General features: G+C 32.2%; 14 protein-coding genes. All 14 read left to right on the top strand.

Annotated elements, in window-relative coordinates:
- Positions 1-57 precede the first annotated feature (57 nt).
- Complete coding sequence (ruvA, locus tag ACJJVO_RS10395; protein ID WP_405573715.1) at positions 58-639, top strand: Holliday junction branch migration protein RuvA; 582 nt, start codon at positions 58-60, stop codon at positions 637-639.
- A complete protein-coding gene (gene sprA / locus ACJJVO_RS10390; protein WP_405573712.1) occupies positions 639-8,018 on the top strand; it encodes a cell surface protein SprA in 7,380 nt (2,459 codons plus the stop codon). Before ruvA ends, sprA begins: the two co-directional genes overlap by 1 nt.
- A 60-nt stretch (positions 8,019-8,078) precedes the next feature.
- On the top strand, positions 8,079-8,459 hold the full coding sequence (gene gcvH, locus ACJJVO_RS10385) for a glycine cleavage system protein GcvH (protein ID WP_405573710.1): 381 nt from the start codon (positions 8,079-8,081) through the stop codon (positions 8,457-8,459).
- 10 nt (positions 8,460-8,469) lie between these two features.
- The gene (locus ACJJVO_RS10380; RefSeq protein ID WP_405573708.1) at positions 8,470-8,814 is read left to right on the top strand and encodes a VanZ family protein; all 345 of its coding nucleotides are present in this window, start codon (positions 8,470-8,472) and stop codon (positions 8,812-8,814) included.
- Positions 8,815-8,878: 64 nt separating this feature from the next.
- Positions 8,879-9,607: an energy transducer TonB gene (locus ACJJVO_RS10375; RefSeq protein ID WP_405573706.1), complete on the top strand. Its 729-nt coding sequence runs from the start codon at positions 8,879-8,881 to the stop codon at positions 9,605-9,607.
- A 116-nt stretch (positions 9,608-9,723) separates the two neighbouring features.
- Positions 9,724-10,521 carry an energy transducer TonB gene (locus tag ACJJVO_RS10370; protein ID WP_405573704.1) on the top strand — a complete coding sequence of 266 codons (798 nt, stop codon included), beginning with the start codon at positions 9,724-9,726 and terminating at the stop codon, positions 10,519-10,521.
- A gap of 125 nt (positions 10,522-10,646) precedes the next feature.
- Positions 10,647-12,755, top strand: coding sequence for a gliding motility protein RemB (locus ACJJVO_RS10365; protein WP_405573702.1), 2,109 nt, complete (start codon positions 10,647-10,649; stop codon positions 12,753-12,755).
- 155 nt (positions 12,756-12,910) lie between these two features.
- Positions 12,911-13,804, top strand: a complete 894-nt coding sequence (cyoE, locus tag ACJJVO_RS10360) for a heme o synthase (protein WP_405573700.1) — start codon at positions 12,911-12,913, stop codon at positions 13,802-13,804.
- The gene (locus ACJJVO_RS10355) at positions 13,805-14,404 is read left to right on the top strand and encodes a heme-copper oxidase subunit III (protein ID WP_405573697.1); all 600 of its coding nucleotides are present in this window, start codon (positions 13,805-13,807) and stop codon (positions 14,402-14,404) included. It begins immediately after the preceding gene.
- Positions 14,405-14,441: 37 nt separating this feature from the next.
- Positions 14,442-15,443, top strand: coding sequence for a cytochrome c oxidase subunit 3 (locus tag ACJJVO_RS10350; protein WP_405573695.1), 1,002 nt, complete (start codon positions 14,442-14,444; stop codon positions 15,441-15,443).
- Between the two features lie 109 nt (positions 15,444-15,552).
- Positions 15,553-15,999, top strand: a complete 447-nt coding sequence (locus ACJJVO_RS10345) for a cytochrome C oxidase subunit IV family protein (protein ID WP_405573692.1) — start codon at positions 15,553-15,555, stop codon at positions 15,997-15,999.
- Between the two features lie 145 nt (positions 16,000-16,144).
- Positions 16,145-16,864 (top strand): hypothetical protein, encoded by a 720-nt coding sequence (locus ACJJVO_RS10340; protein ID WP_405573690.1) that lies wholly within the window; start codon positions 16,145-16,147, stop codon positions 16,862-16,864.
- On the top strand, positions 16,857-17,624 hold the full coding sequence (locus ACJJVO_RS10335) for an SCO family protein (RefSeq protein ID WP_405573688.1): 768 nt from the start codon (positions 16,857-16,859) through the stop codon (positions 17,622-17,624). The genes ACJJVO_RS10340 and ACJJVO_RS10335 overlap by 8 nt, the downstream gene beginning before the upstream one ends.
- Positions 17,625-17,626: 2 nt before the next feature.
- Entirely contained in the window at positions 17,627-18,172 is a 546-nt protein-coding gene (locus ACJJVO_RS10330; protein ID WP_405573685.1) for a DUF420 domain-containing protein, read from the top strand.
- The last annotated feature ends 11 nt before the right edge of the window (positions 18,173-18,183 follow it).

Below are 18,183 nucleotides of genomic sequence, written 5' to 3'. Positions count from 1 at the left end.
TAAGGTCTATAATGAAAATAATTTTATTACATTTGGTTTTTTAACTTTTCGTTATAAATGATTACACATATAGAAGGCAAACTTGTTGAGAAAAATCCAACTGACGTTGTAATAGATTGCAATGGTGTTGGGTATTTTATAAACATATCGTTACATACATATTCTCAAATCCCAGATAAAGAACATTTAAGGCTTTACACGTATCTTCAAGTGCGAGAAGATTCGCAGAGTCTTTATGGATTTTCATCTAAAACAGAGCGCGAAATTTTTAAATTATTAATTTCAGTTAGTGGTATTGGTGCCAATATTGCACGTACAATGTTATCCTCATTAACTCCAGATCAAGTAAAAGATGGTATCGCAGGTGGAGATGTTGGACTAATTCAAAGTGTTAAAGGTATTGGAGCTAAAACAGCCCAACGTGTTATTATAGATTTAAAGGATAAAGTGTTAAAAGTATATGGTATAGACGAACTTTCTTTAATACCAAACAATACACATAAAGAAGAAGCGTTATCTGCTTTAGATGTTTTAGGATTTAATAAGAAACAATCAGAAAAAGTTGTCGATAGAATTTTACAAGTCCAACCAGATGCCCTTGTAGAGCAAATTATTAAAGAGGCTCTAAAAAACTTATAATGCAATTGAATATAACTCCTCATAATCAACACTATACTATTCGGTTTTATTTCGTATTAGCTTTTATGATGCTAATAGGAAATACGGTTTTGGCACAAGAAACTGAAACTGAAACAGAACAAGATTCTACTAAAACAACGTATGCTTTTGGTAAACTAAATATGCCTAATCCAAATAGCATTGTTACAAAATATACGTACGATCCTATTCTAGATCGCTATATATACACAGAAAAAATAGGTAAGTTCGATATTAATTATCCTTTAATTCTTACACCAGATGAATTTCAGAAACTGGTATTACAAGAAAAATTAAAAGCGTATTATAAAAGAATGGCTGATGCCCAAGCTGGTCAAAAAGACGGATCAGAGGAGGATCAGAAAAATTTATTGCCAGAATTTTATGTGAATTCAGGGCTGTTTGAAACTATTTTTGGCGGTAATACTATCAATGTTGTGCCACAAGGTTCTGTAGAAGTTGATTTAGGTGTGTTGTTTTCTAAACAAGATAATCCAACTTTTTCACCTAGAAATAGAACAAATTTCACCTTCGATTTTGATCAGAGAATCAGTCTCAGTTTATTAGGTAAAGTAGGAACCAGGTTACAAGTAACAGCAAACTACGATACGGAAGCTACATTCGATTTTCAACAAGTTGTAAAGTTAGAATATACACCAACAGAAGACGATATCATTAGAAAAATTGAAGTTGGTAATGTTAATATGCCACTAAATAGTTCATTAATTACTGGTGCGCAAAGTCTTTTTGGTGTAAAAACCGAATTGCAATTTGGTAAAACTAAAGTGACAGCTGTATATGCAGAACAGCAGTCTCAATCAACATCTGTGGTTGCGGAAGGAGGAGGTACTGTTGAAGAATTTGAGTTTTATGCTAATGATTATGACGAAAATAGGCACTACTTCTTGGCACATTATTTTAGAGATAATTATGACAAAGCTCTAAAACAATATCCTTATATAGACAATCAAGGTCTTCAAATTACAAGGGCAGAGGTTTGGGTAACTAATAGAAATAACCAAACGGAAAATGTAAGAAATATTGTTGCATTTCAAGATTTAGGAGAATCTGAGTCAGAAAATATTGGTATCAGTCCAATACCAGCCAACTTTGTTAATAATCCAGGAGCTAAACCTAATAATGAAAACAATGATTTTGATCCTACAAATATTGGTGGAACAGGTTCTTTATTAAATGAAGGGGTTAGAAATATAACAAATATTCAAGGAGGTGTAAGTATAACGGTTAATGAAGGTTCTGATTATGGTAAATTAGAGTCGGCAAGAAAATTAACCGAAGGTCAAGAGTATGTTTTAAATTCAGAATTAGGTTATATCTCTTTAAGTCAACGTTTGCTAAATGATGAAGTTCTAGCAGTTGCCTTTCAGTATACTATAGGAGGTCAAGTATATCAAGTTGGTGAATTTGCAAATGATGGAGTAGAAGCCACTGATGTCAATGAAAGTGTAACAGGAAATGACGTTATTAGTAATCAAAGTTTAGTCTTAAAAATGTTGAAAAGTACAGTGACATCTGTAAATGAACCAATTTGGGATTTAATGATGAAAAATATTTATGATACAGGCGCATTTCAACTCAGTCAAGAAGATTTTGTCTTAAATATCTTTTATACTGAAGCTTCAGCATTAAATTACATAAGTTCTGTTGAAAATACTACATTTCCACTTTTTGATAACAACACACCTAACTATGCGGATGATGATACTGCCATAAGTGAAACACCATTAATTCGGTTATTCCATTTAGACCGATTAAATTATAATAACGATCCACAAGAACGTGGTGATGGATTTTTTGATTATGTTGAAGGCCAAACGGTATTATCATCTAACGGAAAAATTATTTTTACAAGTACAGAGCCCTTCGGTCGCTATTTATTCGATAAATTAGATGACCCAGCCAATCCTGGTAATTACGATGCAACAACTTATGTCAATCCAAATCAAGAAAAATATGTTTACGACGTACTTTATAAATCTACTAAAACTGCAGCGTTAGATGAGGCAGAAAAAAATAAATTTCAAATTAAAGGACGTTATACAAGTAGTGGTGGAGATAGTGGAATACCAATAGGAGCTTTTAATGTACCAAGAGGTTCTGTTGTTGTTACTGCTGGTGGACGTACACTTGTAGAAGGGGTTGATTATACTGTAAATTACCAATTGGGACGTGTAGAGATTTTAGATGAAGCACTAAAAGCTTCAAATACGCCAATTAATGTATCCGTAGAAAATAATGCTGTTTTTGGTCAACAGACTAAACGTTTTGCAGGTATTAATGTAGAACATCAATTTAATGAGAATTTTGTACTTGGAACAACTTTATTAAACCTTAATGAAAGGCCTATTACCCAAAAGGCTAATTATAACTCAGAACCTATCAATAATACCATTTTCGGTTTTAACGGAAATTATTCTACAGAAGTTCCTTTCTTAACAAGAATGGTAAACAAACTTCCAAATATAGATACAGATGTGCCTTCTAGTTTATCATTAAGAGGTGAATTTGCTTATCTATTTCCAGGTGCCTCAAAAGGTACTGATTTTGATGGAGAAGCCACAGCATATATTGATGACTTTGAAGGTACCCAAGGAGCTATTGATTTATTAAGCCCGTTATCTTGGTCGTTATCTAGTAGACCAATAGGTAGAGGTGAAATTTATCCGGGTTTTGATGATGAAGATAGTCCAGGAATTCAAAATGGTTTTGATAGAGCACTCTTAAATTGGTACACCATTGACCCTATATTTTACAGTAGTCAAAGCCCAAGTGGTATTAGTGACGATGATATTTCAGATTTATATACACGTCGTATTTTTATTAATGAAATTTTTGATCAAGATATTGTACAGGGACAAACTACAGTAATAAACACTTTAGATTTAACTTATTATCCTACAGAACGTGGACCTTATAATTTTAATCCAGATGCGGAAAATGGTAATCCGTTAAACCCTAATACCAGCTGGGCAGGTATTACAAGACAAATAACGTCTACCGATTTTGAGCAAGCTAATGTAGAATATATAGAATTTTGGCTTCAAGATCCGTTTTTAGATAATCCGAGTAGCACAGGTGGTAAATTATTTATTAATCTTGGTAATATATCAGAAGATGTTTTAAAAGATGGTAAAAAACAGTATGAAAATGGTTTGCCAGACAATGGAGATATATCCACTATTCAGCTAGCACCACCAACGACATTAAACCCTTATGTTGTGCCACAAAGCCAATCTTTAATATATACGTTTGCAACAACAGGAGACGAAAGGACTAATCAAGATGTGGGACTAGATGGCTATGACGATGGTGACGAAGCTCAAATGCTATCGACTATTTTTGGATCTAATAATTTTGGGGAAGATCCGGCAAATGATAATTACACATACTATTTAAACACGGATGGTGATATTTTTGAACGTTATAAGAAGTATAATGGACTGCAAGGTAATACATTAGATACTTTTTCGGATACAAATAGAGGTTCTACAACCTTACCAGATGTAGAAGACCTTAATCGAGATAACACAATGAATACAATTGATAGTTATTTTGAGTATGAAATAGATATAAGACCAAACGTGCTTAATGCTAATAATCCAATAATTAATGATGTACAACCAAGAACGGTAACATTACCAAATGGTACGCAAAGAGATGTTACATGGTATCAATTTAGAATTCCTATAGATGAAGCAACGACGAGTGTAAATGGTATTTCAGATATACGTTCAATTCGTTTTGCACGTTTATATGTGTCAGATTTTATAGAAAAAACAGTTTTACGTTTTGCAACTTTAGATTTGGTTCGTAGTGATTGGAGACGTTATACCTTAGATTTAGATAACGATACTACTAATGATAGTCCAAATGCAGAATTTAATGTAGGTGTAGTTAGTGTACAAGATAATGCAGGATATGAAATTCCACCAGGAGTTGAGCAAGAAGAGCTTAATAATAATAATAGTATCATAAGTCAAAACGAACAGTCTTTAGTGTTGCAGGCTTGTGAATTAGAACCGACAGATTCTCGTGGTGTATATAAAAATATAAGTGTAGATATGCGTCAGTATAAGAACTTGCGCATGTTTATTCATGCGGAAGCTCAAGATGGAGCTCAGCTAGATAATGGTGAAATGATTGGATTTATAAGAATGGGTAATGATTTTACCCAGAATTACTACCAAATAGAAGTGCCATTATTAGTATCTGCTAATACAACTACAACTGCAGAACAAGTATGGCCAGATGAGAATGAAATTGAAATACCTTTAGAGTTTTTACAAAAGATTAAAGCACTTGGTATTTCTGCTGGTACATTAAGTGATGAAGATCCTACATTTTATAATGTATTAGATGGTGAGCTTAATGAGGCAGGGTTTACCAATCCAGAAGAAATACCTTATAATGATATTGAAACAAGTGCTAAGCAACAACGTATTGCTATAAAGGGTAATCCAAATTTTGGTGAAATTAGAGTGTTAATGATTGGTGTTAAAAACGGTAATCTTGCTACAACACAACAAAATGTTTGTGGAGAAGTATGGTTTAACGAATTGCGTATGTCTGATATGGATAACGAAGGAGGTTGGGCAGCAATAGCAAGTATGGATACTAAAATTGCAGATTTTGCAGATATTAGTGCTACAGGTAGTAGAAGTACTATTGGTTTTGGCGGCATAGAACAAGGACCAAGTGAACGAAGTTTAGAAGATGTAAAGCAATACGATGTAGTTACTAATGTACAGTTAGGACAATTGTTACCAAAGAAATGGGGAGTTCAGATTCCGTTTAATTATGCAATAAGTGAAGAGTTGGTAACTCCAAAATTCGATCAGTTTTATAATGACCTTACTTTAGAGTCTCGTTTAGAAGCTGCAGCTACTAGTGAGGAAGAAGATGAGATAAGAGAACAATCTGAGGATTATACGAGGAGAAAAAGTATTAACTTTATTGGAGTAAGAAAACAAAAAGGAAGAGATTCTAAAAAACATTTTTACGATGTAGAAAACTTAACATTCAACTATTCTTATAATAAAGTAGAGCATCGTGATTTTGAAATTGAAAATTCATTAGATCAAACGGTAAGAGCAGGTGCTAACTATAATTACGCCTTTGAGCCTTTAAAAATTGAACCGTTTAAAAAGAACGATTCGCTTTTTACAGGCAAACATTGGAAAATTTTAAAAGATTTTAATCTTAATTTATTACCATCTAGTTTTTCTGTTAATTCAGATATAAATAGACAATTTAGTAAGCAAAAATTTAGAGAAGTAGAATTAGGTGGAGATAATATTGGTATTGAAGAATTATTTAGAAGAAATTACACTTTCGATTTTCAATATGCCATAAATTATAATATTACAGATGCCCTAAGTTTAAACTTTACAGCAGCTAATTCTAATATTGTTCGTAATTATTTTATTGATGATCAGATCAGTGGACTACAAGATCCAGATCTTAATGTTTGGGATGGTTTTTTCGATTTAGGAGATCCAAATTATCAAACACAACAACTTCAGGTTAATTATGAATTGCCGTTATATAAAATTCCAGCGTTGAGTTTTCTGAAAGCAACTTATTCTTATAACGGAACATTTCAATGGCAAAAAGGGTCAGATTTGAATGAGGATCTTGAGGTAGAGGTTGATTTGGATGATGATCCTTCAACACCAGATGTTTTGCAAACGTATAATTTAGGGCATTCTATTCAAAATTCTAATACACATAGTATTAATTCTACGCTAAACATGGAGACGTTATACAAAACCCTCGGTTTAGTTAAGAAAGGTAAACAAAATACAAGAGGAAGGGGTAGAAGTGCAGCAGCATCAAGACGTTCTGTAACACCAGATCAGTCAATTGAAGATAAAGAAAAAACTAAAGATCCAAACAGGTTAAGTGCGGGTAAAAAAGCTTACAACACATTTATAGACGTTATTACTATGGTAAAACGTGTGCAATTAAGTTATACCGAAAATAATGGAACTTTTCTTCCAGGTTACTTACCAACGCCTGGTTTTATAGGTACATTAAAACCAACGGTAGGTTATACTTTTGGAGGGCAAGGTGATATTAGAGATTTGGCGGCCAGAAACAACTGGTTAACGGATTTCCCAGATTTTAATCAGCAATATACTGAAGTACGAAATACATCATTAAACTATGCTATTAATGTAGAACCAATGCGAGATTTAAAGATAGATTTTACGGGTAACAGAACTTATGCTGAAAATTTCTCAGAAAACTATAGAGTAGGTGATTATTTAGATGCAGATGGTAATGATGTAGGGTATGGCAATGGAGACGGAATTAATGAATATCAATCATACACTCCAAATAGATTTGGAAACTACAGCATTTCTACAGCCATTATAAAAACTGCTTTTAGTAAAAGTGATGAAAATCAATCTGCTACTTTTGATGATTTTAGAGCCAATAGGTTGATAATAGCGAATCGTTTAGCTAAAGAATTTTATGGTAATACAACATATAATACAGATGGAGATGGTTACCCAGAAGGTTTTGGGAAAAATAGCCAACGTGTATTATTACCAGCATTTTTATCGGCTTACCATGGCACTGACGCAAATAAAGTAAGTACTGGTGCATTTCGAGATATTCCAATTCCGAATTGGACATTGAAATATACAGGTTTAATGAAAATTGCATGGTTTAAAAAAGCTTTTAAACGTTTTTCTATACAACATGGTTATAGATCTAATTATACTATAAATCAGTTTAGTACTAATTTAGATTATGAAGCATACAATAAAGATGCAGAATTTGGTTCAGATGAAAATGCAGATGCTTTAGATCAGTCAGATAATTTAAAAAATGAAACGTTATTCAGTAATATTAACTTAGAAGAGCAATTTAGTCCTTTAATTCGTTTAGACTTTGAAATGAAAAATTCAATAAAAGTCTTAGCAGAAATTAAAACAGACAGAACCTTGTCACTAAGTTTTGATAATAATTTAATGACAGAAATTCAAGGAAAAGAATATACTCTTGGTTTAGGTTATCGTTTTAAGGATTTAAGAATACGATCTCAACTTGCAGGACCAAAACAAATTATTGTTAGTGATTTAAACATGCGTGCTGATGTTTCTGTGAGAGATAGTAAAACCATTATTAGATATTTAGATTTAGAAAATAATCAAATAACTGCAGGTCAGACCATTTGGGGAGTAAAGTATACGGCAGATTATGCTTTTAGCAAAAACTTAACTGGGATTTTCTATTTTGATTATACGTTTTCAGAATTTGCAATTTCAACCTCATTCCCACAAACCTCAATTAGGTCTGGAATAACATTGCGTTATAATTTTGGGAATTAAGTTTGAATTGAAACCATTAAAAAATTACATTTGCTTTATTAATAATATATCACGTTAAAGATGAATACACCATCAGAATTAAAGTACACCAAAGATCACGAATGGATTAAGATTGAAGGAGATATTGCTACCATCGGTATTACTGATTTTGCTCAAAGCGAACTTGGGGATATTGTTTATGTAGAAGTAGATACCTTAGATGAAACTTTAGACATGGAAGAAGTTTTTGGGACTGTAGAAGCAGTTAAAACAGTTTCAGATTTATTTTTACCATTATCGGGAGAAATCATTGAATTTAATGAAGGTTTAGAAGATGAGCCAGAAAAAGTAAATTCAGATCCATACGGAGATGGTTGGATGATTAAATTAAAATTCTCTGATGCCTCGCAAATAGACAACTTATTATCTGCAGACGATTATAAAGCACTAATTAGTGGTTAAAAAAATTCTATTGCTAATAGCGGTAGCTTATACTTTAGCCTTAATTGTTGCGAGTTTAATCAGTCTAAATGGTGTACCTAGTTTAGGGTCTTCATTCGATGATAAAATATATCATATTGTGGCTTATTTTGGTTTAGCCCTTTTGTGGGTGTTTTATTTTAAACCTTTTAACACAAAGTATACTCCCGTATTAATTTTCTTTGCAGCTGCTTTTCTCGGTTTTGTATTAGAGTTGTTACAGTATTTGGTTAGTTCTAATAGAACCTATGATACTTACGATATGATAGCCAACAGTATAGGAGCAATTTTTGGTACATTATTTGCAGGTAAAATAAGTGTAGAAAAATTAAATTAACTTAAAGCCTTGTTTTTTTTACTATTATTTAGTTAAATTAGCGATGTTATTATAAAAAAAAATTATGGAACCTAAAAAGAATCCGAAATCGGACGTTAGTCGTAACAGCTCATTATACTTTGCTGTTGGTCTTGCCTTAATGTTGGGCATTACTTATATGGCTATCAATTATAAGACTTATGATCCTGCTGATATTATCGCAGACTCACTTAACTTAGATGATGAGTTAGATGAAGAAGTACCAATTACAGAACAAATTGTTACTCCACCACCTCCACCACCACCACCACCTTCTGCACCAGAAATTATTGAAGTTGTTGAAGATGAGGTAGAAGTAGAGGAGACAGTTATTGAATCTACAGAAACAGAAATGGAGACTGAAATTGTTGAAGTTGAGGAAGTTGTGGTAGAAGAGGTAGAAGAAGATATCGAAGTGCCTTTCTCAGTGATTGAGAATGTGGCTGTTTTTCCAGGTTGTGAAAAGGAGAAAGGAAATGCTGCCAAGAAAGATTGTATGAACGAAAAGGTAAATAAATTTATCGGTAAAAAGTTTAATACAGATTTAGCGGGTGATTTAGGATTACCTCCAGGTAAAAAAAGAATCTTCGTTCAATTTAAAGTAGATAAATCAGGTAATATTACTAGCATTGGAGCTCGTGGTCCACATCCAGGATTAGAGAAAGAAGCAAAAAGAGTTATCGGTTTATTACCTAAAATGAAACCGGGAAAACAAAGGGGAAAGCCAGTGGTTATGCCATTCTCTATTCCAATTGTATTCCAAGTACAAGATTAAGAATTAGATAAAATTTTCTTATATATAAAAATCCCGTTCAAATTATTGAGCGGGATTTTCGTTTTGGTATGCTTATTGTGACTTTGACATAATATTAACATTTAAATAATAGTATTATGAAAAATTCTAAAAAAGACTTCGGTATTGCTGGTCAGAGCAATGTTGAAGTAAAGAAATCACAAAAGCATGATGCAAATTTACAAAAAAACTCAATCCTTTATTTCCAAATAGGATTGATACTTTGTTTATTGGGTACTTATGCACTGTTTGAAATGCAGTTTCAAGAAACGAAACTCAATCTTGTTGAAGAAACTGCACTTGTAGATCCTATTTCTATTGACTACGTAGAGCCTTTTGAAGTTGAGGTTATTGAGCCATCGGATCCTAAGCCTATACCAACGTCAGATTTGCTAGATGTGTTTATTGAGGTTGATGATGATGTGCCTGTTGAGGAAATTATTATTAAAACACCAGAAGAACCAAAGGTAACGGATCAGCCAATTGCTAATGTCGGTGATATTTACGATGGTCCTGATGAGCCAGTAGAGAAGATTATAGTGCCTTTTTCAAGGATAGAAAAAGTACCAGTATATCCTGGTTGCGAAAAAAAGAAGACCAATAATGAACGAAAAAAATGCATGTCGGACAAAATCATAAAATTGATTGGTAAAAAATTCAATACAGATATTGGTGCTGATTATGGTATTTCTGGAAGGCAAAGAATTCATACTCAGTTTACCATTGATAAAAATGGTAATGTTACAGATGTAAAAGTAAGAGGTCCTCACCAAGCATTAGAAAAGGAAGCAAATCGTGTTATTAACCAAATTCCTAAAATGGAACCTGGTTTGCAACGTCTAGTTCCTGTTGGAGTTGTTTATACATTACCAATTGTATTTGAAGCCAGAAATTAATCAATAGCTTTTAAATTATTATCAAGAACCGTTATTTTTAAAATAACGGTTTTTTTATTGTGTAATTTCAATTTAAGGTTACTAAAAAAAATAAGTATCTTTCGCACATTAAAAATTAGTCTTTTATGAAGCGCATTGTGCTATTTGCTATTCTATTAACAACCGCTATTGGTTACACTCAAACGACAGTAACTTATGAAAAACCTCCGGTTTTTAACGAATGTGATTCAGAAGTTGTAGATCAATTAAAATCGTGCTTCATTTTTAAGTTAAATACATTTATCTACGAGAATTTTAAAGTGCCTCAGATTGTTACAGATGAATCTTATAAAGGTGATGTTCAAGTATTATTCGAAGTTAATAAAGAAGGTGAGTTCAAAGTTATTTATTTAGATGCTATTTATGATGCCTTAAAAGATGAAAGTAAACGTGTTTTTGATTTGCTTCCTAAAATAACGCCAGCAACCTATAATGGAAATCCAACATTTGTTCAGTATAGCATTGCAATTGCAATACCTTTAGTAGAGCCTTTAAGAAAAATAGAGCGCGCAACTGATGGAGTTAAATTCACAGAAAAAGATAGCCTTAATGCAACATTATCAAACGAATTTGATAATGTAAATAAGGAATTAAAGAACTTTGATAATCTAGAATATAGCAGCGAATTAAATATACCATTTACACATTCTTATTATGCGCGTTTTGATGCAGAAATGAATGCTATTGGTACCAATAGTCATACAGCGGCAAAACCATTTGTATATAGTGATGTTGCAAGATATTATGATATTAAAGCCGAAAAAGAGAGTTTAGCCATTAACGGAGATACTAAGTTGGGTAGAAAACTCTTTAATGAGCATTTAGTACAAGTGCAAGGTAAGGATTATTGGTTTACGGTAGATCCTATTTTAGATTTACAAGTCGGAAAAGATAGTGAAGCAGAATTTAATTCTACATATAATAATACTAGAGGTATTTATATACAAGCAGGTTTAGGTAAGCACCTTAATTTAACCACTTCTATTTATGAGAGTCAAGGACGTTTTGCCGAGTATTTTAATCGTTATGCAGAAAGTTTAAAAGCTTTTGGACCAGATCCAGCAATTATTCCTGGCCGTGGAATAGCAAAAAGATTTAAAGATAATTCTTATGACTATCCTGTAGCAGAGGCTTATCTGTCTTATACACCAGCAGATTTCTTAAATGTTCAATTTGGGCATGGTAAGAATTTTATTGGTGATGGTTACCGTTCATTGTTTCAAAGTGATGTGGCTAGCCCTTATCCGTTTTTAAAGTTGAATACGACTTTTTGGAAAATAAAATATACTAGTACATGGATGTGGCTAAAGGATGTAAGGCCAGAAGTAGTGGTTGATGATGCTTTTTTAACTAAATACATGGCAAATCATTATTTAAGTTGGAATGTTTCAAAACGATTGAACGTTGGTTTGTTTGAATCTGTAATGTGGGCAGATACTAATGGAAGAGGTTTTGATATTAATTATTTAAATCCAATTATCTTTTTTAGAGCCATAGAATTTGAAACTGGTCAAGGTGCAGGAAATGCAATTTTAGGGTTAAGTTCTAAATACAAATGGAATAATAAGGTAAATCTTTACGGTCAATTTATACTTGATGAATTCTCTTTAGGAGACGTAAAAGCAGGAGATAAAAGTTGGAAGAATAAATTTGGATTTCAATTAGGAGCAAAATACTTTAATGCCTTTAAAGTTGATAATTTATTACTTCAAGCAGAATATAATCGAGTTAGACCATACACATATTCCCATAATACTCAAATTCTTAATTATGGTCATTTTAATCAACCAATGGCGCATCTTTGGGGAGCAAATTTTAGAGAATTAGTCTTAATTGGTCGTTACAACTACAAACGATGGTCTGCAGATGCTAAATTTATAATTGGGCAACGCGGTTTTGATTTTAATACGGATGAGGATAGTTTTTCTTATGGAGGTGATATTTATAGAGATTATAATGACCGTAATGCAGATACAGGTATAGAAATTGGGCAAGGAAATAAAACCAATAGTTTTATGACAGAAGTACAAGCAAGTTATTTAATAAATGCAGCAACGAATCTAAAAATATTTGGCAATATTATATATAGAGACTTTAATCCAGATACTATAACAGCTTCAACCACAGATTCTAATACGGTTTGGGTAAGTTTTGGTATAAGAACAGACCTGTTTAATTGGTATAAGGATTTTTAGGAAATAGATTTGATTAGACTTAGAAATGAGTATTGTATTTTTTAAAATTATCGTGACTCTTGTTCAAGAAATATAAAACTAAAGTTTAACGTTGGTCAGAATCATTTTTCAATCTATCTTTGCACTCGCTTTTAAAAGAACAAAAATAGTATAGTTTGGGTAGCACAAAATCATCGGTATCAACAGCTTCTGTTGTAACAGATTTTAAGGAAATCACTAAAATGGGATTATCCCTAAGTGTTGTGTTTTCTTCACTTGCTGGTTATTTTCTAGGTGCAGAAACTATAAGTCTTACAACACTTCTTTTGTTAGCTTTTGGAGGTTATTTTATGGTTGGTGCATCAAATGCATACAATCAAATAATTGAGCGCGATTTAGATGCGCTAATGGATAGAACCAAGAATAGGCCAATTCCAGCAGGCAGAATGTCTGTAAATACCGCATTTATAATCGCAACATCTTTTACAATTTTAGGGTTAATTACGTTATATATTATTAATCCCAAAACAGCAATGTATGGTGCAATATCGATATTTTTATATACGAGTGTTTATACTCCTTTAAAAACCAAAACATCTTTATCAGTTTTTGTAGGTGCATTGCCAGGTGCCATACCATTTATGTTAGGTTGGGTTGCAGCAAGAGGTAGTTTTGGTATTGAACCAGGAACATTGTTTGCGATTCAGTTTTTTTGGCAATTTCCGCATTTTTGGTCTATAGGTTGGTTTTTACACGAGGATTATAAAAAAGGTGGTTTTCATATGTTACCAACAGGTAGACCAGATAAGGGAACGGCTGTACAAATTATTATGTATAGTGTTTGGACAATTATCGCATCTTTAATTCCTGTTTTTGGATTCACAGGAGACTTAAAATTATCTATTGTTGGTGCTATTCTCGTTTTAATGCTAGGTATCGTAATGTTATTTTATGCATTAAGGTTATTTAAACTTCGTAGTGTAAAAGCGGCAAAACAACTCATGCTATCAAGCGTATTTTATATCACATTATTGCAAATTATATATGTTGCAGATAAATTTTTGAGATAAATGGATTTAACACAAGGAACACAACAAGAAAAAACAGCAAGATCGAAAAAGATGATGCTGTGGTTTGGCATTGGTTCATTAATCATGTCTTTTGCTGGCTTAATAAGTGCGTTTATTGTAAGTAGTAAACAACGACTTAATGAAGATTGGTTAGTTGATTATGAATTACCAAATGCATTTTTAATAAGTTTAATACTTATTTTACTAAGTAGCTTAACGTTTATCTTAGGAAAACAAGCTCTTAAGCAAAATAACAGAAAAATGGTAACCTTTTGGTTATTAGTAACATTAGGCTTGGGAGTGGCCTTTGTGTATAGTCAATTTGTAGGTTTTGGTGAGATTATAAGAACAGGATATAATTTCACAGGACCAACGAGTAATATTACCATGTCTTACATCTATGTTATAGCTGTATTGCATATAGCGCACGTTATAGCTGGGTTAATATGTCTCATTGTCGTAATTTATAATCATTTTAAACAAAAGTATAACTCCAACAATATGTTGGGTTTTGAACTAGCAGCCAATTTTTGGCATTTCGTAGATATGCTTTGGCTTGTGCTCTTTTTGTTTTTATATTTTTTTAGATATATAATTTGATTATTTTTGTCCAATCTTAAAAATTTAAATAAATTCTATGGATTCTACAGTAGCTAGTACTGGTACAGAAGAAAAAACTTGGGGAGGAGGCAATGAGCCACTTAAAGCAAGTTACGGAAAAATGATGATGTGGTTCTTCATTGTATCTGATGCATTAACATTTTCAGCCTTCTTGGCAGCTTATGGTTTTTCGAGATTTAAGTTTATCAACGAATGGCCAATTGCTGATGAAGTGTTTACTCACGTACCGTTTTTGCATGGTCAAGAATTGCCAATGATATATGTGGCATTTATGACTTTTGTTCTTATTATGTCTTCAGTAACTATGGTATTGGCCGTGGATGCTGGTCATCATATGAATAAAGCCAAAGTAACTATATATATGTTCCTTACCATTATTGGTGGAGCAATTTTCGTTGGCTCTCAAGCTTGGGAATGGGCTACCTTTATTCAAGGAGATTATGGTGCAGTGCAAACAAAAGGTGGTAACATCTTGCAGTTTGGCGAATATGTTACCGTAGATGGTGTTGAGAAGTTTAAACGTGTATCAATTGAAGATTTAGCAATAGCTCAAGCAAGCGAGCGTACTTCACACGAGCGTAAAAACGGACTTTGGTTTACAGAAGAAGGTACATTACCTCCTTATACTGTAAATGAAATTTATGCAGGCTTAGTGGCTAACGAGAATGTGTTAGTTAGAAATCAGTTTCTTGACGAAAAAGGTCATAAAACCATTTTGTCTAGAGAAGAATCTTTATCGCAACTTAAAGAGAATGGTAAGCTTGTTGTTAAAGGGGCTAATCTTCAGGTTAACGAATACGGAACCACTTTATTTGCAGATTTCTTTTTCTTCATTACTGGTTTTCACGGATTTCACGTGCTTTCAGGTGTTATCATTAATATTATTATATTCTTTAATGTTGTACTAGGTACTTACGAAAGAAGAGGAAGTTATGAGATGGTAGAGAAAGTTGGGTTGTACTGGCACTTTGTCGATTTAGTATGGGTATTTGTATTCACATTCTTCTATTTAGTATAAAAAGAAACGAGCATATAAAAAGTTTTAACGCTCAATAAAATAGTTAACAGCGAACACATGTGTCTTTTATTATGTAATAAATAGAATCACATGACATTAAGATTAAGTTATGGCACACGAGCATAAATTAGAAATATTTAGAGGTTTAGTTAAGTTTAAATCTAACACAAGCAAAATTTGGGGAGTTTTAATATTCCTAACCATAGTTACAGCTGTAGAAGTTGTTTTGGGTATTTATAAACCAGACATGTTTATGCATACTTGGATGGATCCTTTTGAAGGTGGGTTCTTTGCCACTATAGGAAACATTATATTATCACCAATAGTATATATTAAGCCGTTGAATTTTATATTCATTGCGTTAACTATTGTTAAGGCTTATTATATCACGTGGGATTTTATGCACATGAGAGATGAAACTGGTAGCATGAGAAAAATGGTTGTATGGACTAGTGTTTTCTTAATTTGTTATTTAGTTTTTATACTCTTACAAGAGGGTGGTTATGTTTTTGATATATACAACGGAGAAGACGCTTTAATTAAGAAAGATTTTTAAATAAAATATAATCTTGCACTGATTTTAGTGTGAGTGTTAAATACAATTAAAAGGTGGTTTTTCTAAACCACCTTTTTTATTTTTGCATTTTAAATAAAGGGTTATTAAAATTAAGGAATAGACCAGTATATTTATTTTATAGATAATGAACGCAACAAAAATAAAACGCAATGTAGTTCTGGGAATTTTATTCTTCTTGCCAGTGGCTTTCCTGCTGATGCTATATCCTGCAAAACATAATTATGAACCTTTAAATATTGTAAATAAGAACGTTTCTGATATTGAAAATTTCACATCAGACGGATTAGATAGTTTACTTTTAAAAGATCATATTTCGGTATTAGGATTTTTAGGTAAAACACCACTAAAAAAAACTATTGCAGCATCAAACCTTAAAGAATTGGTATACGATAAATTTAAGGGGTTTAAAAAATTTCAAATTGTAATTGTAGTTCCAAAAGGATCAGAAGAAGATGTAAAGGCTCTTAAAAATGAAATAAACACATATGAAGATTTAAAATTCTGGCATTATGCTTTTGCTACTGAAGGTGAGATTAAAATGCTTTTTAATACTTTAAATTCTGATGAAAGTTTAGCGGACGACTTATCACTGAACAGTGTTTTTATTATTGATAAAGATCTAAATCAGCGCGGTAGAATTGATGGTAGAACAGAACGAGAAATAGAAGATAAAAAACCTGCATTTAGTGTGGTTTCTTATAATACAATAGAAGTGGCTGAGATTAAGAATATGATGAGTGACGATGTTAGAATTCTATTTACAGAATACCGACAGAAACGAAAAGGTAATTTTGACGATTCTAATACAAGAAGAAACAAAGATTTAAAAGGAACTAATGAGTAAAAAATCAAATTATTCGTACGTTGGTATTGCATTTATTATTCTAGTTTTTGGAATTATAGTTGTTCCGAGAATTATTGATCGTGTTAATCAAGACGACGTTACAAGAGATGAAAGTCGAAGTAAAGACGTGTCAACTTCAATTATTGAGGACAAACAGAAAGCACAAAACAAAAGTGACTTGTTGTATTTAGAAATAAATGGTGAACCTAAAAAAGTACCTGCTTTTAGTTTTACAAATCAAGACGGAAAAACAATTACCAATGAAGATTATTTAGGTAAAGCTTATGTTGTAGAGTTCTTTTTTACAACATGCCCAACTATTTGCCCAATTATGAATAGGAATTTGGTAGAGGTTCAAAATCAATTCAAAGGTTTTGAAAATTTTGGTGTGGCCTCTTTTACTATCACCCCAGAAATTGATACGCCTGAAGTGTTAAAGGCTTACTCAGAAAAGCATAACATTACAAATCCGAATTGGAATTTTTTAACTGGAGAAGAAACAGCTATATACAAACTAGCTAACGAAGGGTTTAATTTATATACTGCAAAAAATGCTAGTGTAGAAGGAGGCTTTGAACATTCGGGTAATTTTGCTCTAATTGATAAAGAAGGGTTTATAAGATCTCGAAAAGATAATTTTGGTAATCCAATGATTTTTTATAATGGTTTAATTCCGGAAGCTGTAGGAGTAGACGAAGATGGTATTCCTCAAGAAATAACCATATTAAAAGAAGACATTGCTAAATTGTTAAAAGAATAGTTATGAGTGCTGTAAACATAGAAAAAGAAAAACAATATAATAAATGGATTATTGCTTTAGCGGTAATAATACCTGTTGTAGTTGCTATTTTATCTAGAGTTAAATTGCAAGATTTTGGTATTGAAGTAGAACCATTTAGTTTTTTACCACCAATTTATGCTACTATTAATGGTTTAACTGCACTTGTTTTAATTTTAGCTGTTGTAGCAATAAAGAATAAAAACAGAAAACGTCACGAAAATTTAATGAAATTTGCTATTGCGCTTTCAGTTGTGTTTTTAGTCCTTTATGTTGCTTACCATATGACAAGTGATTCAACGAAATTTGGGGGAGAAGGAGCAATTAAATATGTCTATTATTTTATACTTTTTACGCATATTGTACTGTCTGTAATTATAATTCCATTTGTATTAATTACTTATGTTAGAGCAATTACAAATAATATTGAAAAACATAAAAAAATAGCAAAGATTACTTTTCCTATATGGCTATACGTAGCAGTAACAGGTGTTGTAGTTTATTTAATGATATCGCCTTATTACGTTTAGTTAATGCAGGT

The organism is Winogradskyella sp. Asnod2-B02-A (genome assembly GCF_045063645.1).
Lineage (GTDB): Bacteria > Bacteroidota > Bacteroidia > Flavobacteriales > Flavobacteriaceae > Winogradskyella.
This window is presented reverse-complemented; position numbering and strand designations above follow the sequence as displayed.